Annotated in this window: 1 protein-coding gene; it reads right to left on the bottom strand. The window is 77.0% G+C overall.

Translation table 11 applies throughout. The annotated features are described in order from the left end of the window. Window positions 1–61: 61 nt before the first annotated feature. A complete protein-coding gene (locus QC029_RS04465) occupies window positions 62–20,116 on the bottom strand; it encodes a non-ribosomal peptide synthase/polyketide synthase (protein ID WP_279554039.1) in 20,055 nt (6,684 codons plus the stop codon). Window position 20,117 lies beyond the last annotated feature (1 nt).

Here is a 20,117-nt window from a genome sequence, read left to right as displayed (position 1 = left end):
CGGGGCGACCGCGGGGTGCGCCGGGCGCGTCCCGGTGGCACGCCACCGGGACGCGGGGTTCTCACAGGCCGCCCCGGGCGTGCCGGGCGATGTGGCGCAGGGCCTCGGCGAACTCCCCGGCGGCTTTCCGCACGGCCTCCGTGGCGTGGAGCGCGGGGCGGTGGTGCCAGGTGAAGGCGAGGCGCCCGTTCTGCACCGCGCCCACCACCTCCAGCGGGTGCGATCCGCTGTCGCGGGGATCGTGGTCCTGGCCGAGGGAACCGTGCTCGGCGCGCACCAGGCCGCCGGCGGAGGCCTCCGGGCGGGCGTCCCACTGACCGAGGTAGTTGAACACCACCTGCCCGTGCGCCGCCGAGCCCAGCCGCTCGCGCACCTCGGGCGGGCCGTAGGTGCGCAGGGCGCCGAAGCCGATGCCGTTGCCGGGCACGGCGCGCAGCTGGCGGCGCACCGACTTCACCAGGGACCGCCAGTCGCGGGAGGGCCCGAGGTCGTCCGGCTCGGGCACCTGGAGGGCGACCGGGTGGACGGTGGTGAACCAGCCGACCGTGCGGGAGAGGTCGACCCCGTCCAGCAGGTCCTCGCGGCCGTGCCCCTCCAGGTCCAGGCGGACCTTCTCGCGTCCGGTCCAGCGGGCCAGGGCCAGGGCCAGCGCGGCCAGCAGGACGTCGTTGACGCGGGTGCGGTAGGCGGCCGGCGCGGCGCGCAGCAGCGCCGCCGTGTCCTCCTCGTCCAGTTCCACGGTGAGCGTGCGGGCCTCTCCGGCGTCCGGTCCGGACCCCTGGCCGGCCGGCAGCGGCTCGGCGGCCACGGCCTGCTCCCAGTAGGGCAGTTCGTGGTCCAGGGCGCCGCCGGCCACGTGCGCGGCCAGTGCGCGGGCCCAGTCGCGGAAGGAGGTGGTGCGCTCCCCCAGCGCGACGGGCTCGCCCCGCGCGGCCTGCTGGTAGGCGGCCTCCAGGTCGTCCCGCAGGATCCGCCAGGACACGGCGTCCACGACCAGGTGGTGGGCGACCAGGAGGAGGAAGGCCGGCCGGCCGGCGTCACCGGTGAACAGCGCCGCCCGCAGCAGCGGACCGCGGCCGATGTCGAAGCCGGTGTGCAGGTCGTCGGCGGCCTTCTCCATGGCCGCGTCGGCCTCCGCGGGCGACATCCCCGCCAGGTCGTAGCGGACGAGGAGGTCGTCGCAGCCGGCCGGCGGCGGGTTGAACTGGTGCCAGCCGTCGTCGTCCCGGGTGAAGCGCATGCGCAGGGTGTCGTGGTGCTCCAGCAGGGCGTCCAGCGCGACGCGCAGGGCCTCCGGATCGGGTGAGCCGTCCAGTTCCAGCAGCGCCGACTGGTTGAAGTGGTGGTGGCTGGCGCGCGGGGTGGTCAGGAACCACTCCTGGATGGGGGTGAGCGGCACCTCACCGGTGACCGGGCCGCTGCCGGAGCGCTGCGGGGCCGTGCCGACGACGGTGGCCAGCTCGGCCACCGTCTGGTGGGTGAACAGGTCGCGGGTGGCCAGGTGCAGGCCGTCCCGCCGCAGCCGCGACACCACCTGCATGCTCAGGATCGAGTCGCCGCCGAGGTGGAAGAAGTTGTCGTCCGCGCCGACCTCGTCCACCCCGAGGACGTCGGCCCAGATGCGGGCGATGCGGCGTTCGGTGTCGGTACGCGGCGCGGTGCGCGGACCGGTGGCGGTGTGCGCGGGCCCGGGTTCGGGCAGGGCGCGCCGGTCGGTCTTGCCGTTGGGGGTGAGCGGCAGCCGGTCCAGGGGCACGAACGCCGACGGGACCATGTGCGGCGGCAGCAGTCCGGCGAGGTGCTCGCGCAGCTCCGCCGGGGGGAGCCCCTCGGGGGCGCCCTCGGCGGGGACGGCGTACGCCACCAGCCGTCCGGAGCGCACGGCGACCACCGCGTCGCGCACCCGGGGGCTGCGCCGCAGCGCGCTCTCGATCTCGCCCGGCTCGATCCGGAAGCCGCGCAGCTTGAGCTGGTCGTCGGCGCGTCCGGCGAAGCGCAGTTCGCCGTCGGCGCCCCAGCGCACCAGGTCGCCGGTGCGGTACATCCGCTCCCCCGGCGCGCCGAACGGGTCGGCGGTGAACCGGCTCGCGGTCAGCCCCGGCCGGTTCAGGTAGCCGCGGGCGAGTCCGGGGCCCGCCACGTACAGCTCCCCGGTCACGCCGGGCGGGACGGGCCGCAGGGCGGAGTCGAGGACGTAGACGCGGGTGGCGCCGGCCGGGCGGCCGATCGGCGGGGCTCCCGCCTCCGGGGACAGCGGCCCGGTCCAGGTGGCGACGACCGTGGCCTCGGTGGGCCCGTAGGAGTTGATCATCCGGCGGCCGGGGGCCCACCGTTCCACCAGGTCGGCCGGGCACGCCTCGGCGCCGACGATCAGGGTGCGCAGACGCGGCAGGGTGCCGGACGCCTCGGGCGGCACGGTGGCCAGGGCCGCCGGGGGGATCAGCGCGTGGCTGACGCGGCGTTCGGCGAGCACCTGGGCCAGCCGCTCGCCGACCAGCGGCCCCTCCTCCCCCGCCACCAGCGTGGCGCCGGAGAGCAGGGAGACGCACAGCTCCAGCACGGAGGCGTCGAAGCTGGGCGAGGCGAACTGGAGCACCCGGTCGCCAGGGCCCGCGGCGTAGTGGCCGGCGGCGGCCGAGGCGAAGCCCGCCAGGCCCCGGTGGGTGACGACCACGCCCTTGGGCGTCCCGGTGGACCCGGAGGTGTAGATGACGTAGGCCGGGTGGTCGGGGGTGAGCGCGGTGGTGCGGTCGGCGTCCGTGGGAGCCGTGTCCGGTCCCTCCGCGCCCAGGACCTCCGCGGGGTCGTCCAGGGTCAGCCGGGCGCCCGCGTCGCGCGTCATGAACTCCCGCCGCTGCTCGGGGTAGGCCGGGTCCACCGGGAGGAAGGCCCCGCCCGCCTTGGCGACGGCGAGCTGTGCCACCACCGTCTCCGCGGCGCGGGGCAGGGCCAGGGCCACGACGCTCTCGGGGCCGACGCCGCGGCCGATCAGCCGGTGGGCCAGCCGGTTGGCCGCGCGGTCCACCTCCGCGTACGTCAGCCGCCGGGCGCCGTCCGCCAGCGCCACCGCGTCCGGCGTACGGGCCGCCTGGCGCTCGAACAGCTCCGGCAGCGTCGCCGCCGGCACCGGCCGGGCCGCGCCCCGCCCCTGGTCCAGCAGGGTCTTCAGCGCCTCCTCGGAAGCCAGCGGCAGGGCGCCCAGGGGGCGGTGCGGGTCCTCGGCGACGGCGGTCAGCAGCGTGCCGAGCTGGTCGGCCATCCGCTCGGCGGTGGCCGCGTCGAACAGGTCGGTGTTGTAGGTGAGCAGGCCGTGCAGCGCTCCGGAGCCGGTCTCGGCGAACTCCAGGGTGAGGTCGAACGCCGCGTGCCGGACGTCCGTCTCGACGTCGGAGACCTCCAGGCCGGGGAGGTCCAGATCGGCCGTCGGCGCGTTCTGCAGGACCACCATGACCTGGAAGAGCGGGGTGCGGCTGGTGTCCCGCACCGGCTGCACCTCGTCCACCACCCGCTCGAACGGCACCTCCTGGTGGGCGAAGGCGTCCCGCACCGTGTCGCGCACCTCGGCGAGGAACTCGGGGAAGGGGCGGTCCGCCTCCACCCGCGAGCGCAGCACCAGGGTGTTGACGAAGAACCCGATCAGGTTCTGGATCTCGGGCCGGTCGCGGCCGGAGGTGACGGTGCCGACGGCGATGTCACTCCCGCCGGACAGCCGCGCGAGGAACGTCTGCGCGGCGGCGACGAGCGTGGTGAACAGGGTGGCCCCCCGGTCCCGGCCGACCCGGGCGAGGCGGCGGGCCGTCTCCGGCGGCAGGACCAGGCGGGCGGTCGCGCCGTCGCGGGTGCGCACCGCCGGGCGCGGCCGGTCGGTGGGCAGGTCCAGCGGCTCGGTCCCGGCCAGGCGCTCCCTCCAGTACGCGAGGTGCTCGTCGGTGCCGGCGTCGCCCTCGGTGCGCTGCCAGTGGGCGTAGTCGGCGTACTGCACCGGCAGCGGCGGCAGCCGGTCGGCGGTGGCGCCCAGCGCGGCCCGGTAGAGGTGGGCCAGGTCGCCGGTGAGCACGGCGGTCGACCAGCCGTCGGTGACGATGTGGTGCAGGGCCAGGGTCAGCACGTGGTCGTCGCCGGCCAGCCGCACCAGCCCGGCCCGCAGCAGCGGGCCGCGGCGCAGGTCGAACGGGCGGGTGCGCTCGGCCTCCAGCAGCCTGTCCAGCTCCGCCGTGCGGTCGGCCCCGGGCAGCCCGGACAGGTCGTGCAGCGGCAGGGAGACCTCCCGCGGCGGGTGGACGATCTGCACGCCCCGGCCGTCCACCGTGTCGAAGGTGGTGCGCAGCGACTCGTGCCGGGCCACCAGGCCGTCCAGCGCGGTGCGCAGGGCGGCCTCGTCGAGTCGGCCGCGCAGGCGCAGCGCCAGCGCGGTGGTGTACTCGGCCCCGCCGGGCGCGAACTCCTCCAGGAACCACAGGCGCTGCTGCGCGTAGGACATCGGGACCGCCGCGTCGCGGGCGACCGGGACGACGGCGGCGCGCTCCGCGCCGCCGGTCCGCCCTTCCGCGAGCAGCCCGGCGAGCGCCGCGGGCGTGGGGTGGGTGAACACGGCCCGCGGCGACAGCTCCGTCCCGAACTCCTCCGCCAGGCGCGAGGCGAGGCGGATGCTCAGGATCGAGTCGCCGCCCAGGGAGAAGAAGTCGTCCTCCACCCCGGGCCGGTCCCCTCCGAGCACCTCGGCGAAGACCTCCGCCGTGCGGCGTTCGGCCTCGGTGCGGGGTTCGGTCCGCGTGCCGCGCTCCGCCCCCGCCTCCGGCTCCGGCGCGGGCAGCGCCGCCCGGTCCACCTTGCCGTTGCCGCTCAGCGGGAGGGCCTCCAGCGGGACGAACGCCGAGGGGACGAGGTAGTCGGGCAGCGTGCGGCGGGCGAAGGCCCGCAGGCCCTCGACGTCGTCGCCGGCCGGTCCGACCACGTAGGCCACCAGCCGCTTGGCGCCCGGCCGGTCCTCGCGGGCCACCACCGCCACGTCCGCGACGCCGGGGCGGGCCGCCAGCGCCGCCTCCACCTCGCCGGGCTCGACCCGGAACCCGCGGATCTTCACCTGGTCGTCGGCGCGGCCCAGGAACTCGACCGTGCCGTCCGGGCGGCGCCGGGCCAGGTCGCCGGTGCGGTACATCCGGGCGCCGGGCGGCCCGGACGGGTCCGCGAGGAACCGGGCGGCGGTCTCGCCGGGACGGCCCAGGTAGCCGCGCGCCACGCCCTCGCCGGCGACGAACAGCTCGCCGGCGCAGCCCGGCGGGACGGGCCGCAGGCGGGCGTCGAGGACGTGCACCCGCATGTCGTCCAGCGGGTGTCCGATGGGCACGGTGTCGGGCACCGCCGCCGCGTCCGTGAGGGCGAGGGAGGTGGCGAAGGTCGTGGTCTCGGTCGGCCCGTAGCCGTCCACCACGGTCAGGCCGGGGCAGGCGGCCAGCACGCGGCGTACGGCCGCGGCGGGGACCACGTCGCCGCCGGTCCACACCTGGCGCAGCCCCGCGAAGCAGTCCGGCGCGTCCTGGGACAGCAGCCGGAACAGGCCGGCCGTCACCCACAGCGCCGTCAGTCCGCCGTCGTCGGCCAGCCGCCGCAGCAGCGCCGCGTCCAGCGGCTGCCCCGGGGCCACCACCACGCGGCCGCCGTTCAGCAGGGGCGCCCACACCTCGAAGGTGGCGGCGTCGAACGCCACCGGCGAGTGCAGCAGCACGCGTGCGCACACCCCGCCGGCGAAGCGGCCGTCGGTGGCCAGCGACGCCACGTCGCGGTGGCGCACCGCCACCGCCTTGGGCAGGCCGGTGGATCCGGAGGTGAACATCACGTAGGCCAGCCGGTCGGGGTCCGCGGGCGGGAGCGCGGGCCCCCGCGGCGCGGCGGTCCGCGCGGCGGCCACCTCTCCGGCGGTGAGCCGGACCGTGACGCCCGCCCGGTCGAGCAGGGCGCGGCGCCGCTCCTCGGGCGCGCGGGCGTCCACCGGCACGTAGGCGCCGCCCGCCTTGAGGACGGCGAGCTGCGCGACGACGAGTTCGGCGGAGCGGTCCATGAGGAGCGCCACCCGGTCCTCGGCGGCCAGGCCGCCGGCGAGCAGCGCGGACGCCACGCGGTCCGACCAGTCGGCGAGCTCCCGGTAGGTCACCTCGCGGTCGCCGTCGTCCAGCGCGACCGCGTCGGGGGTGCGGCGGGCCTGCTCGGCGAACAGGTCCACCGGGGTGCGGGCCGGAACCCGCCGGGCGGTGGCGTTCCACCGCTCCAGCAGTTCCCGGTCGGCGTCGGTGAGCAGCTCCAGGTCGTCCACGTCGCCCGCGAAACCGTCGGCGAGCGCGGTGAGCAGTCCCGTCAGGCGGGCCGCGGCGCTCTCCACCGTGGCGCGGTCGAACAGGGCGGCGTCGTAGGCCAGGTCGAAGCCGAGCCGGTCGGCCAGGTGGGCGCGCAGGCACAGCGGGAAGGTCGTGGCGTCCTCGGCGTGCACCTCCTCGACGCGCACGCCCGTCCTGGCCGTGGCCGACTCGTCGACGGGGTAGTTCTCGAACACCACCATGCTGTCGAACAGCGCCTCGCCCGACGGGACGTCACCGAGGGCCTGGATGCGGGGCAGCGCGAGGAAGTCGAAGCGCCGGGCGTCGCTCTGCCGCTCCTGTAGCCCGCGCAGCCAGGGCAGGACGCCCCCCGCGGGCACGCGGACCCTGGTCGGCACGGTGTTGATGAACATGCCGACCATCGACTCCACGCCCGGCAGTTCGGCCGGGCGGCCGGAGACGGTGGTGCCGAACACCACGTCGCGGCGCCCGCTGTAGCGGGACAGCAGCAGCGCCCAGGCGCCCTGCACCACGGTGTTGACGGTCAGGCCGTGGCGGGCGGCCGTCTCCCGCAGCCGCCGTGAGACCCGCTCGTCCAGTTCGTGGCGGACGGCCTCGCCGGAGCGGGCGCGGTGCGCTTCGGCGGGGGTGCGGTCGTACGGCAGCGGGGTGCGCTCGGTGAAGCCGGCGAGGGCGTCGGCCCAGTACCGCCCGGCCTCGTCCTCGTCCTGGTCGCGCAGCCACCGCAGGAAGTCCGCGAACGGCCGCCTCACCGGCCCGGCGGTCTCGGAGCCGCCGGTGAGCGCGGCGTAGCGCTCGCACACCTCGGTGAGCAGCTGCCCGGTGCTCCAGCCGTCCAGGACCAGGTGGTGGGAGGACCACAGCAGCAGGACCTCGTCGCCGGGCAGGGCGGCCAGGGTGATGCGGGTGAGCGGCGCGCTGGTCAGGTCCATGCCCGCGGCGCGGTCCTCGGCGAGGAGGTCCTCGGTCGCCGCCGCCCGCCGTTCGGGCGTCAGGTCGCGCCAGTCCAGGTGGGTGACGGGCAGGTCCGCGTGGTGGTGCACCACCTGCACCGGGTGCGGCAGGCCCTGCCAGTGGACGGATGTGCGCAGCGCCGGCGTGCGGTCGGCGACCTGCTGCCAGGCCGCGGCGAACGCCCGCGGGTCCGCCACGCCCGACAGCCGCACCGCCGTGCGGTTGAGGTAGGCGTCGGCCGTGTCGACCAGTCCGTGGAAGAGCATGCCGGACTGCAGGGGTGTCAGCGGCAGGACGTCGGCCACGTGCCGCCCGTCGCCCACCAGCCCGTCCAGTTGCTCCTGGGTGAGCGCGGCGAGCGGGAAGTCGGACGGGGTGCGGCCGCCGGCGTCCGGGCGGGCGCAGTGCGCCGTGATCTCGCGGAGCGCGTCGCACATCTCCTCGGCCAGGCGCCGCACGGTGGCCTCGTCGTAGACGGCCGTCGGGTAGGTCCAGCCCAGTTCGAGGCGGCCGCCCTGGACCACGCCGGTGACGTCCAGCAGGTAGGGGCGGGGCTCGTCCGGGTCGGTGTCACGGCCGGCCGGCGGCAGCGCGGCGCGGTACAGCCCGCCGGACTGCGGGCCGCCGGCGGTCCCGGCGTCCCACTGCCCGTGGTAGTTGAAGCCGACCGCCGGGGCCGGGGCTCCGGCCAGGGGGCTGTCGGGCAGCAGGTGGCGCAGCGCTCCGTGGCTCAGGCCGCGCAGCGGCACCGCGCGCAGTTGCTCCTTGACGGACCGGAGGGTGTCGCGCCAGCCGGCGTCGGGGGCGGCGGTCAGGGCGAGGGGGAACTCGGCGGTGAACCAGCCCACCGTCCGCGACAGGTCCACGTCGTCGAACAGGTCCTCGCGGCCGTGCCCCTCCACCCCGATCAGGACGGTGTCGCGTCCGCACCAGCGGGCCAGGGTGCGGCCCAGGGCGCTGAGCAGCACGTCGTTGACCTGGGTGCGGTAGACGTCGGGGACCCGGCGCAGCAGGGCGTCGGTCTCCTCCGGTCCCAGGGTCGCGGTGACGGTGGCGGCGGTGCCGTGGGTGTTGGGGCCGGGCCGCCCGGCGGGCAGGCCGGCCGGGGCGGCGCAGGTGCGCTCCCAGTGGGGCAGGTCGGCGTCCAGGGCGCCGGAGAGGGTGTGGCGCTCCAGCCGGGCGGCCCAGTGGCCGTACGCGGTGCCCACCGGGGGCAGTTCGACGGGCCGTCCGGCCGCGGCGGCGAGGCAGGCGGTCTCCAGGTCCGCCAGCAGGATGCGCCAGGAGACGCCGTCCACCACCAGGTGGTGGACGGTGACCACGAGCTGCGCCGGCAGGTCCGGGCCGCGGTCGAAGAGCAGCGCCCGCACGACCCGGCCCTCGGCGGGGTCGAGCGAGGCCTGGGCCGCGTCCGCCGCGCGCTGCACCTCGGCCTCCAGCGCCCGGTCGTCCAGGTCCGCCGCGTCGTGGCGGGTGAGAACGCCGTCCGGCGCCTGCGGCAGGACCTCCTGGCGCCAGCCGCCGTCGGTGCGGCGGAACCGGGTGCGCAGGGCCGCGTGGTGGACCACCAGGGCGTCGACCGCCCGGCCCAGTGCCTCCGGGGAGGTGCCCGGGGACAGTTCCAGGCGCTGGGTCATGGTGAAGCGCAGTGCGTCGCCGGGCCGGCGGCCGTCGAGGTACCAGCGCTGGATGGGGGTGAGCGGGGCCTCGGCGGGCGGGGCGGCGCCGTCCCCGGCGGCCGGTCGCGGGTCCGCCTCGGTGGTGCACAGGGCGAGTTCGGCGACGGTCTGGTGGCGGAAGACGTCCTTGGTGGTGAGGGCGAGCCCGGCCTGGCGGGCGCGGGAGACGATCTGGATGGAGAGGATCGAGTCGCCGCCGAGCGCGAAGAAGTTGTCCCGCGCGCCCACCCGGTCCACGCCCAGCACCTGGGCCCAGATGGCGGCCAGGGTCTCCTCGGTGCCGGGGCGCGGCGCCACGTACGGCGTGGCGCTGTCGGGCTGCGCGGGCGGGGCGGGCAGCGCGCGCCGGTCGGTCTTGCCGCTGCTGGTGCGCGGTATGCGCGCCAGCGGGACGAACGCGGTGGGCACCATGTGGTCCGGCAGGGTCCGGCGCAGCGCCACCCGCAGCTCGTCGGCCGGCGGGGTGCGGTCCCCGGCGGGCACCAGGTAGGCCACGAGCATGAGGCGGCCGGCGTGCTCGCGGGCGGTCACCACGGTCTCGGCGACGTCCGGGTGGGCCAGGAGGGCGGCCTCCACCTCACCGGGCTCGATGCGGAATCCGCGGATCTTGACCTGCTCGTCGGTCCGGCCGAGGAACTCCAGGCGCCCCTGGGCGTCCCAGCGGGCGCGGTCGCCGGTGCGGTACATGCGGGAGCCGGGCGGCCCGAACGGGTCGGCGGTGAACCGGCTCGCGGTCAGGCCCGGCCGGTTCAGGTAGCCGCGGGCCACCTGCGCCCCGGCCAGGTACAGCTCGCCCGGCACGCCGGGCGGCACCGGGCGCAGTGCGCCGTCGAGCACGTAGGCGCGCAGGTTGCGGCCGGGACGGCCGATGACGGGGCGCTCGGGCCCCTCGGCGCAGCGGCCGTAGACGGCGTCGACGGTGCACTCGGTGGGCCCGTACATGTTGTAGACGGCGATGCCGAGGTCCCTCTCGGCCGCGCGCAGCTCCCGCCACGCGGCCGTGCCGACCGCCTCGCCGCCCACCAGCAGCAGGCGGGGGTGGTGGCGGCCGGGCGCCAGGAGCCCGGCGGAGGTGAGTTCGCGCAGGAAGGACGGGGTGACGTTCACCAGGTCCAGGCGCCGCTCGGCGACCAGGGCGCAGAACGCCTCCGGGTCCAGGCGCACGTCCTCGTCGACCAGGTGCACCTCCTGGCCCAGGGCGAGCAGCAGCGGCCCCTCCCACGAGGTGTCGAAGGAGAACGAGGCGCTGAGCGCGGCGCGCAGCCGCCGCCCGTCCGCGGTGTGCGGTGCCACCAGACCTTCCCGGTGGGCGCGGCAGAGGTTGACCAGGTGGCGGTGCTCCACCGCGACGCCCTTGGGGCGGCCGGTGGAACCGGAGGTGTAGACGATGTACGCGGTGTTCTCCGGGCGCAGCGGGGCGAGCCGGTCGGCGTCGGCGGGGTCGTGCGCGGGCAGCCGGTCCCAGGGCACCTCGCGCAGGGCGTCGGCGGTCAGGACCGTGTGCGGCGCGGCGTCCTCCAGGAGGAACGCGACGCGCTCCTCGGGCAGGTCGGGGTCGACGCAGAGCAGGGTGCCGCCCGCCTTGAGGACGGCGAGCAGCGCCACGTACATGTCCGAGGTGCGCGGCAGGCGGGCGGCGACCACGCGCTCCGGACCGGTGCCCCGGGCGACGAGGTGGTGGGCCAGCCGGTTGGCGCGGTCGTTGAGGGCGGCGAAGTCGAGCGTGGCGTCCCGGGCCACCAGGGCGGTGGCGCCGGGGGTGCGGGCGGCCTGTGCCTCGAACAGGGCCGGGAAGGTGGCGGCTGCGGTATCGGGAGTGCCGGGGGTGTCGGCGGTATCGGGGGTGCCGACGGCCGGCAGCCGGGCGCCCTGCCACTCCTGGAGGACCCGGCGCCGCTCGGCGGGGGTCATCAGCGGCAGTGCGCCGGTGGCCCGGTCCGGGTCCTCGGCGACGGCCTCCAGCAGCAGCCGCAGCCGGGCGGCCAGGCGCTCGGCGGTGTCCGCGTCGAACAGGGCGGTGTCGTACTCCAGGTAGCCGGTGACGCCGCCGTCGCCCTCCACGAAGTCGAAGGCGAGGTCGAAGGTGGCGTGCCGGACCGGCGGCGTCACCGGCTCGGCCTCCAGGCCCGGCAGACGGGGCACCTCGGCGCCCAGGTTGTGCAGCGCCACCATCACCTGGAACAGGGGGGTGCGGCTGGTGTCGCGCTCGGGCTGGAGCGCGTCCACCAGCCTCTCGAAGGGCACCTCCTGGTGGGCGAACGCCTCCAGGACGGTGGTGCGCACCTGCTCCAGCAGCGCGCGGAACGTCATGTCGGGGCGCACCCGGTTGCGCAGTACCAGCGTGTTGACGAACATGCCGACCACGTCGTGGAGTTCGGGGCGTTCCCGGCCCGCGGCCACGGTGCCGACGGCGACGTCCTCCTGGTCCGCCCAGCGCGAGAGCAGGACCGTGCAGGCCGCCAGCAGCGTCATGTAGAGGGTGGCGTCGGCGTCACGGCCCGTCTCGCGCAGCCGCCCGGTCAGCGCGGCGGGAAGGGCGAAGGTCACCAGCGCCCCGTCGCGGGTGCGCGTCGCCGGGCGCGGCCGGTCGGTCGGCAGCTCCAGCGGGGCCAGGCCCTCCAGCGCGCCGCGCCAGTAGGAGAGCTGTTCCTCGGCCTGCTCGGTGCGGGCGCGCTGCCAGGCCGCGTAGTCGGCGTACCGCACGGGCAGTTCGGGCAGTCGGGGGCGGCGGCCCTCCAGCGCCGCCGCGTACAGCTCGCCCAGGTCCCGGCCGAGGACGGCGACGGACCAGCCGTCGGTGACGATGTGGTGGACGGCCAGGACCAGCACGTGCTCGTCGTCGGCCAGGCGCGCCAGCCGGGCGCGCAGCAGGGGCCCGGCGCCCAGGTCGAAGGGGGTGGCGGCCTCGCGCTCCAGGAGCGCGTCCAGGGCCGCCGACGGGTCGCCGGCGCGGTCGCCGGCGAGGTCGTCCAGCGGCAGGTCCACCGGGTGCGGCGGGTGCACGACCTGCCGGGCGCGGCCGTCCTGCTCGGCGAAGGTGGTGCGCAGCGCCTCGTGCCGGGCCACCAGGCCGTCCAGCGCGGTGCGCAGGGCGGCCTCGTCGAGCCGGCCGCGCAGGCGCAGCACGGACAGCGTCGTGTACTCGGTGCTGCCCTGTTCGAAGCGGTCGAGGAACCACAGGCGCTGCTGCGCGTACGACAGCGGCGGCGGGGTGTCCGGGTCCGCGGCCGGTATGGCGTCGGCCGCCGCCCGGTCGCCGGTGCGGTCGCCGGCCGGATCGCCGAGGGCGGCGGCCAGGGCGGCGACCGTCGGGTGGGTGAACAGCAGCCGGGGCGAGACGTCCGCGCCGAAGGCCGCGCGCAGCCGGGAGGTGACGCGGACGGCGAGGATGGAGTCGCCCCCGAGGGCGAAGAAGTCGTCCCCGGCGCCCACCTCCGCGGTGTCCAGCACGTCCGCCCAGGCGGCGGCGACGGCGCGTTCGGCCGGGGTGCGCGGCGGGGTGCGGTCGCCTCCGGCGGCGAAGCCGTCCGGGCCGGGCGCGGGCAGGGCGCGCCGGTCGAGCTTGCCGTTGACGGTGAGCGGCAGCGCCTCCATCGGCACGTAGGCGGCGGGCACCATGTGCGCGGGCAGCAGGTGCTCCAGGTGGGTGCGGAGTTCGGCGGCGGGCGGCGCGGCGTGCTCCCCGCCGGAGCCGACGACGTGCGCGACCAGCCGCCGCGTCCCGGAGGCGTCCTCGTACACGCCCACCGCGGCCTCGGCGACGTCCGGGTGGGCCAGGAGCGCGGCCTCGATCTCGCCGGGCTCGATGCGGTAGCCGCGGATCTTCACCTGCTGGTCGGCGCGGCCCAGGTACTCCAGCGTTCCGTCGGCCCGCCACCGGGCACGGTCGCCGGTGCGGTACATGCGGGAGCCGGGCGGCCCGAACGGGTTCGCCGTGAAGCGGGACGCGGTCAGGCCCGGCCGGTTCAGGTAGCCGCGGGCCAGGCCCTCCCCCGCCACGTACATCTCGCCCACGGCGCCGGGCGGCACGGGGGCCAGGTCGCCGTCGAGCACGTACACCCGCAGGTCGGGTATGCCCGCGCCGATGGGGCTGGCGGCGCCCCTGCGGGCCGTGGTGCGGTCCAGGGGCTCGTAGGTGACGTGCACGGTGGTCTCGGTGATGCCGTACATGTTGACCAGGCGCGGGGCGGTGTCCGGGTGGCGCGCGTACCAGTCGGCCAGCCGCTCGACGTCCAGCGCCTCGCCTCCGAAGACCACCGTGCGCAGGGCCAGGCGCCCGCTCGGCCCGGGGTGCTCGGCGTCCGCGCGCGCCAGGGGGTAGAAGGCGGACGGGGTCTGGTTGAGGACCGTGACCCGCTCGTCCGCCAGCAGGCGCAGGAAGTCCTCCGGGGAGCGGGCGGTGTCGTCGGGGACGACGACGAGCCGGCCGCCGTGCAGCAGCGCGCCCCACAGCTCCCACACGGAGAAGTCGAAGGCGTAGGAGTGGAACAGCGTCCACACGTCCGTCTCGTCGAAGCCGAACCAGTGGCGGGTGCGGGTGAACAGCCGCACCACGTTGGCGTGCGGGATCACCACGCCCTTGGGGCGGCCGGTGGAGCCGGAGGTGTAGATGGCGTAGGCGGGGGTCTCCGGCAGCGGACGGCGGGCCGGGGCCGGGCCGGCGGCCGGGCGCCGCGCGAGGTCGGCCCGTACCGCGGGGTCGTCCAGCGGGAGTGCGGGCACACCGGTGCCCTCGGCCCGCCCGGCGTCCCCGGTGGTGGTCACCAGCGCCACCGGCGCGGCGTCCCGCAGCAGGTCGGCGACGCGCTCGGCGGGCAGCCTGGGGTCGATCGGCAGATAGGCCGCGCCCGTCTTCAGCACGGCCAGGACCGCCACGACCAGGTCCGTGGAGCGGGGCAGGGCGAGCGCCACGAAGCGCTCGGGCCCGGCGCCGTACTCGGCCAGCCGGTGGGCGAGCCGTCCGGCCCGCGCGTCGAGCCCGGCGTAGTCGAGGCTCTCGCCCGCGCAGGTGACGGCGGTCGCGGCGGGAACGCGGGCGGCCTGGGCCTCGAACAGGTCCACCAGGGTGGGTGCCGGGCGGCCCTGCTCGGCGCCGTTCCAGTCCACCAGCATCCGCCGCCGCTCCTCGACGGTCGTCCACGCCAGGGAGCGCAGCGGTCGGCCGGGGTCGGCGGCGATCTCCGCGAGCAGCAGGCACAGCCGGTCGGCGAGCGCCCGGACGGTCCCGACGTCGAACAGCTCCGGGTCGTAGGCCAGGTCGAAGCCGATCCGCTCGCCCTGGTAGGCGCGCAGCACGAGCGGGTAGTTGGTGGCGTCCCGGGAGGCGACGTCCACCAGGCGCACGCCCGAGCCGGCCGTACGGGCCTCGTCGAAGGGGTAGTTCTCGAAGGCGACCATGCTGTGGAACAGCGCCGTGCCGGACGGCACGTCGCTCAATCCCGTCAGCTCGGCCAGGGAGACCGCCGCGAAGCGCCGCGACTCGGCCTGCGCCTCCTGCAGCTCCCGCAGCCACGCGGTGGCCGTCCGCCGGCCGTCCACGCGGACCCGGGTGGGCAGGGTGTTGATGAACATGCCCACCATCGACTCCACGCCGGGCAGGTCGTCGGGGCGGCCGGAGACGGTGGTGCCGAACACCACGTCCCGCTCCGCGCTGTAGCGGGACAGCAGCAGCGCCCAGGCGCCCTGCACCACCGTGCCCAGGGTGAGCCCGGCGTCGCGGGCGGTGCGGGCCAGCCGCTGCGACACCGCGTCGGACAGACCGGCCGTGTGGACGCCCGCGGACCGGGTCTCGTGCGCCTCGCGCAGGGGGCGGTCGACGGGCAGCGGGGTCGGCTCGGCGAAGCCTTCGAGGACGCCCCGCCAGTGCTCGCGGGCGGCGTCGGCGTCCTGGTCGGCCAGCCACCGCACGTAGTCGCCGAAGGGCCGGCGCGCGGGGGGCCGTGTCCCGCTCCCGGCGATGAGCGCCGCGTACTCCTCGAACACCTCGGTGAGCACCTGGGCCAGGCTCCAGCCGTCCAGGATCAGGTGGTGGGAGGTCCACAGCAGGTGCAGCCGGGCGTCGGGCAGCCGCACCAGGGTGAGCCGCATCAGCGGCGCCGCGCCGAGGTCGACGCCGCGCGCCAGGTCGTCGGAGCGCAGCCGGGCGAAGCGGTCGGCGCGCTCGCCCTCGTCCACGTCGCGCCAGTCCAGGTGGGTCACCGGCACCCGGACGTCCCGGTGCACGACCTGGAGCGGGACGGGCACGCCCTCCCACACCACCGAGGTCCGCAGCGCGGGGGTGCGGTCGGCCACCCGCTGCCAGGCGACGGCGAGGGCGTGCGGGTCCGCCACCCCCTCCAGCAGCAGCGCGGCCTGGTCCACGTACACGTCGTCCGGGCCGCCGACCAGGCGGTGGAAGAGCATGCCCTCCTGCAGCGGGGTCAGCGGAAGGATGTCCTCCACACCGCGGCCGTCACCGGCCAGCCGGTCCACGCCGGCCTGGTCCAGGCGGGCGAGGGGGAAGTCGGAGGGGGTGCGGCCGCCGGCGTCCGGCCGGGCGCAGTGCTCGGCGATCTCGGTCAGCGCCCGGACCATGCCGTCCGCCAGGGCCCGGACGGTGTCCGCGTCGTGCACCTGATCGCTGTGGTGCCAGGTGATCTCCAGCTCGCCGTCGGCCACCGCGGCCGAGACGTCCAGCAGGTGGTCCAGCGGCTCGTCGGCCGCGATGTCCCGTCCCGGCACCTCGTCGGCCGGGGCGAAGTCCCGCCCGGCCGGCGCGGTCCACTGCCCGTGGTAGTTGAAGGACACCTGGGGCAGCGGCAGGTCGCGCAGGGAGCGGGCGGACGGGTCGGGTGAGCCCAGACGGGCCAGTGCCTCGTAGCTCAGGCCCCGCCGGGGCACCGCTCTCAGCCGTTCCTTGACCGCCTTGAGCGTGGCGCCCCAGTCCGGCGCGTCCGCCGGTCCGGCCGGGGCGAGGGTGACGGGGTACTGGGTGGTGAACCAGCCCACCGTCCGCGACACGTCGACCGTGTCGTCCGGTCCCGGTCCGTCCGGGCCGGTCCGGCCGCCGAGGTCCTCCCGGCCGTGGCCCTCCAGGGCGACGGTGACCCGCTCGGCGCCCGTCCAGTCGGCGAGCACCCGGCCCAGGGCGCTGAGCAGCACGTCGTTGACCTGGGTGCGGTAGACCCCGGGCACCTTGCGCAGCAGCGCCTCGGTGGTGGCGCGGTCCACCCGGGTGCGGACGGTGCGCACCGACCCGGCGAGCGGGGTCCCGGGGCGGTCCACGGGCAGCGGGGCGCGCGGCACGGCGGCCTCGGCCGTCCAGTACGGCAGGTCGCCGTCCAGGTCGCCGGCGCGCACCCGCCGGGACAGGTGCGCGGCCCAGTCGGCGAACGGCGTGGTGGCGGGTTCCAGGCGGACCGGCTCGCCCGCGGCCGCCTGCCGGTAGGCCTGCTCCAGGTCGGCCAGGAGGATCCGCCAGGAGACGCTGTCCACGGCCAGGTGGTGGGCCGTCAGGAACAGCTGCGGCCGTCCGCCGCCGGGGTGCAGCAGCAGGGCCGCGCGCAGCAGGGCGCCGGTGGACGGGTCCAGCTCCGCGCGGGCGGCGTCGGCGGCCTCCTCCCGTGCGGCCGCGGGGTCGGCGACGGCGGACAGGTCGTGGCGGGCGAGCAGTCCGGTGGCCGGGCCCGCGCCGGGGTGCTGCTCCCAGGTGTCCCCGGTGCGCGCGAACCGGGTGCGCAGCGCCGGGTGGTGGGCGGCCACCGCCTCCAGGGCCCGCCGCAGGGCCTGCTCGTCCAGGTCGTGCGGCAGGTCGAGCAGCATCGACATGCCGAAGCGCCGCAGCGGGCCGTGCGCGGCGAAGAACCACTCCTGGACGGGTGTCAGCGGGGCGGGCCCCTGGGTGCGGGGCAGCCGGGCGGCGGGCGCCGCGGTGGCCCGGCGGGACGCGGCGGCGGCCAGGTCGGCGACGGTCTGGTGGCGGAAGACGTCCTGCGAGTTCAGGTGCAGGCCGGCGGCGCGGGCCCGGGAGACGGCCTGGATGGAGAGGATGGAGTCGCCGCCCAGCTCGAAGAAGTTGTCGGTGACGCCCACCCGGGCCACGCCCAGCACCTCGGACCAGATGCCGGCCAGCGTCTCCTCGTCGGGGGTGCGCGGGGCGGTGTACTCCCGCTCGCGCGGGGCGGCGTCGAGGTCGGGGGCGGGCAGGGCCCGGCGGTCCAGCTTGCCGCTGGTGGTCAGCGGCAGGGCGTCGAGGACGGTGAAGGAGGAGGGCACCATGTGGTCGGGCAGGACGCGCCGGCAGGCCGCCCGCAGCCCGGAGGCGGCGGGCGGGGCGGCGGCGTCGGCGGGCACGGTGTAGGCGGCCAGCCGGGTGTGGCCGCGGCCGTCGGCCACCGCCACGACCGCGGCGGCGGCGACCTCCGGCAGATCCAGCAACGCCGCCTCGATCTCGCCCGGCTCGATGCGGTGGCCGCGGATCTTGACCTGGTCGTCGGCGCGCCCGAGGTAGTCCAGCCGTCCGTCGGCGGTCCAGCGGGCCAGGTCGCCGGTGCGGTACATCCGCTCCCCCGGCGCGCCGAACGGGTCGGCGGTGAACCGGCTCGCGGTCAGGCCCGGGCGGCCCGCGTAGCCGCGGGCCACCTGCGCCCCGGCCAGGTACAGCTCGCCGCCGACGCCGGGCGGCACGGGCTGGAGCCGGTCGTCGAGGACGTAGGCCCGTACGCCGGGCAGCGGCCGGCCCACCAGCGGGCGGTCCTCCTCCCCGACGCGGCAGGCCAGGGCGTCGACGGTGCACTCGGTGGGGCCGTAGAAGTTGTAGGCGGCGACGTCCCGGTGGGCGGCCAGCTCGCGCCACAGGCCGGGGCCGATCGCCTCGCCGCCGAGCATCAGCACCCGCGGGTGGTGGCGCGGGTCGGTGAGCAGTCCGGCGGGCAGCAACTGCCGCAGGTAGGAGGGAGTCAGGTCCAGGAAGTCGACGCGGTGCTCGACCACGTACTCGACCAGGGCGGCCGGGTCCAGCCGGGTCGCCTCGTCGACCAGGTGCAGCCGGTGGCCGTCGGCCATCAGCACCAGGCCCTCCAGCGAGGTGTCGAAGGAGAACGACGCGGTCAGCGCGACCCGCAGCGGGCCGCCGCCCGCCTCGGCGACGAACCCCTCGCGGTGGCCGGCCAGCAGGTTGGTCAGGGAGCGGTGCGCCACGGCCACGCCCTTGGGGCGGCCGGTGGAACCGGAGGTGTAGATGACGTACGCGGTGTTGTCCGGGTGCAGCGGGGCGAGGCGGTCGGCGTCGGTGGGGTCGGTCTCCGGGGCGGTGCCGGGCGCCGACCGCAGCGCGGCCTCGTCCAGCACCAGGGCCGGTCTCGCGTCCTGGAGCAGGAACCGTACGCGCTCCTCGGGCAGCGCGGTGTCGACGGGGAGGTAGCCGGCGCCGGACTTCCACACGGCGAGCATCGCCGTGATCATGTCGGCGGTGCGCGGCAGCCGCAGCGCGACCAGCCGCTCGGGGCCGGCGCCGAGGGCGATGAGGTGGTGGGCCAGCCGGTTGGCGCGGGCGTTGAGCGTGGCGTAGTCCAGCCGGACGTCCCCGGCGACCAGGGCGGTGGCGTGCGGGGTGCGGGCCGCCTGCCGCTGGAAGACCTCGGGGTAGGTGGTGGCCGGGGCGGGCCGTCCGGTGGCGTTCCACTCGGACGTCATCCGCCGCACCTCCCGCGGGGAGAGCAGGGGGAGCGTGCCCAGCGGCCGGTCCGGTTCGGCGGCGGCGCCCTCCAGCATCCGCAGCAGCTGGTCGGCCATCCGCTCGGCGGTGGCCGCGTCGAACAGGTCCGTGCGGTACTCCAGGAGACCGGTCAGCCCCTCCCCCTCGGGCACGAACTCCACGCTCAGGTCGAAGGTGGCCGCCTGCCGCGGCACGGCGACCGGGGAGGTGGCCAGACCGTGGGGGGCGGGCGCGGCGGGCGGGTCCGGGTGGAGCAGGACCATCACGTCGAACAGGGGGTTGCGGCCCGCCTCCCGGGTCGCGCCCACGGCCTCCACCAGCCGCTCGAACGGCGTGTCGCCGTGGGCGAAGGCGTCGTTGACGGTGTCGGCGGCGGCCGTCAGCAGGTCGCGGAAGGATCCGCCGGTCTCGACGGCGGTGCGCAGCACGACGGTGTTGGCGAAGAAGCCGACGGCCCGTTCCAGGTCGGTGCGGGGCCGTCCGGGGGTCAGGGACCCGACGGTGACGTCGTCCTGCCCGGACCAGCGGGCCAGCAGCGCCTGGCAGGCCGCGACCAGGGAGGTGAACAGCGTGGTGTTCCGCTCGGTCGCGAGCTTCCGCAGCCGGGCGGTGGTGTCGGCGGGGACGGTGAAGGTGTGGACCGCGCCCTCCCCCGACTCCTCGCCGCGGCGCGGGCGGTCCAGCGGGAGTTCGGGCGGCACGGCGCCGGACAGCTTCTCGGACCAGTGGGCGAGGTGCCGCTCCAGGCGGGGGCCGGAGAGCTGTTCGCGCTGCCACACCGCGAAGTCCGGGTACTGCGTCGCCACCGGCGGCAGGTCCGGTGCCGCGCCGCGGGCCAGGGCGTCGTAGGCGGTGCACAGCTCCTCCAGCAGCACGCCCATCGACCAGCCGTCGGTGACGATGTGGTGCGCCGTCAGCAGCAGCACGTGCGAGGCGTCCGACTCGCGCAGCAGCAGGGCGCGCAGCAGCGGCCCGGTGCGCAGGTCGAACGGGCGGGAGTACTCCGCCAGCAGGGCCGCCTCCAGGGCGGGCGCCCGCCCGGCCGCGGGGTGCGGCGCGTCCGGCGCGGCCAGGTCCCGGACCGGCAGCGGTACCGGCCCGGCCGGACGCACGGTCTGCGCCGGCTTCCCGTCGGCCTCCTCGAACGTGGTGCGCAGCGCCTCGTGGCGCTCCACCACGGTGTCGAGGGCGCGGGAGAGGGCGCCGTGGTCCAGCGGTCCGGTCAGCCGCAGCGCGACCGCGCTGTTGTAGCGGGCGTCGCCGGGCCGCAGCCGGTCCAGGAACCACAGCCGCTGCTGGGCGAAGGACAGCGGCAGGGGCCGCGTCCGGTCCGCGTGCGGGATGGCCTGCCGGGCGGCGGCGCCCGGCGCTCCGGCCCGTCCGGCCAGACGGCGGCGCAGCGCCTCCTGGAGGTCCCGGGGCAGGGCCTGGGCGCGGTTCTGCTTCGAAGACGTCATG

This window comes from Streptomyces sp. DH37, assembly GCF_029813835.1.
In the GTDB taxonomy this organism is placed as follows: Bacteria; Actinomycetota; Actinomycetes; order Streptomycetales; family Streptomycetaceae; genus Streptomyces.
Note: the sequence above shows the minus strand (reverse complement) of the source record. Positions and strands in the feature narration are given on the sequence as shown.

Coding starts and splice junctions, on each gene's coding strand:
- QC029_RS04465 (WP_279554039.1), bottom strand. CDS start 20,116: ATGACGTCTTCGAAGCAGAACCGCGCCCAGGCCCTGCCCCGGGACCTC.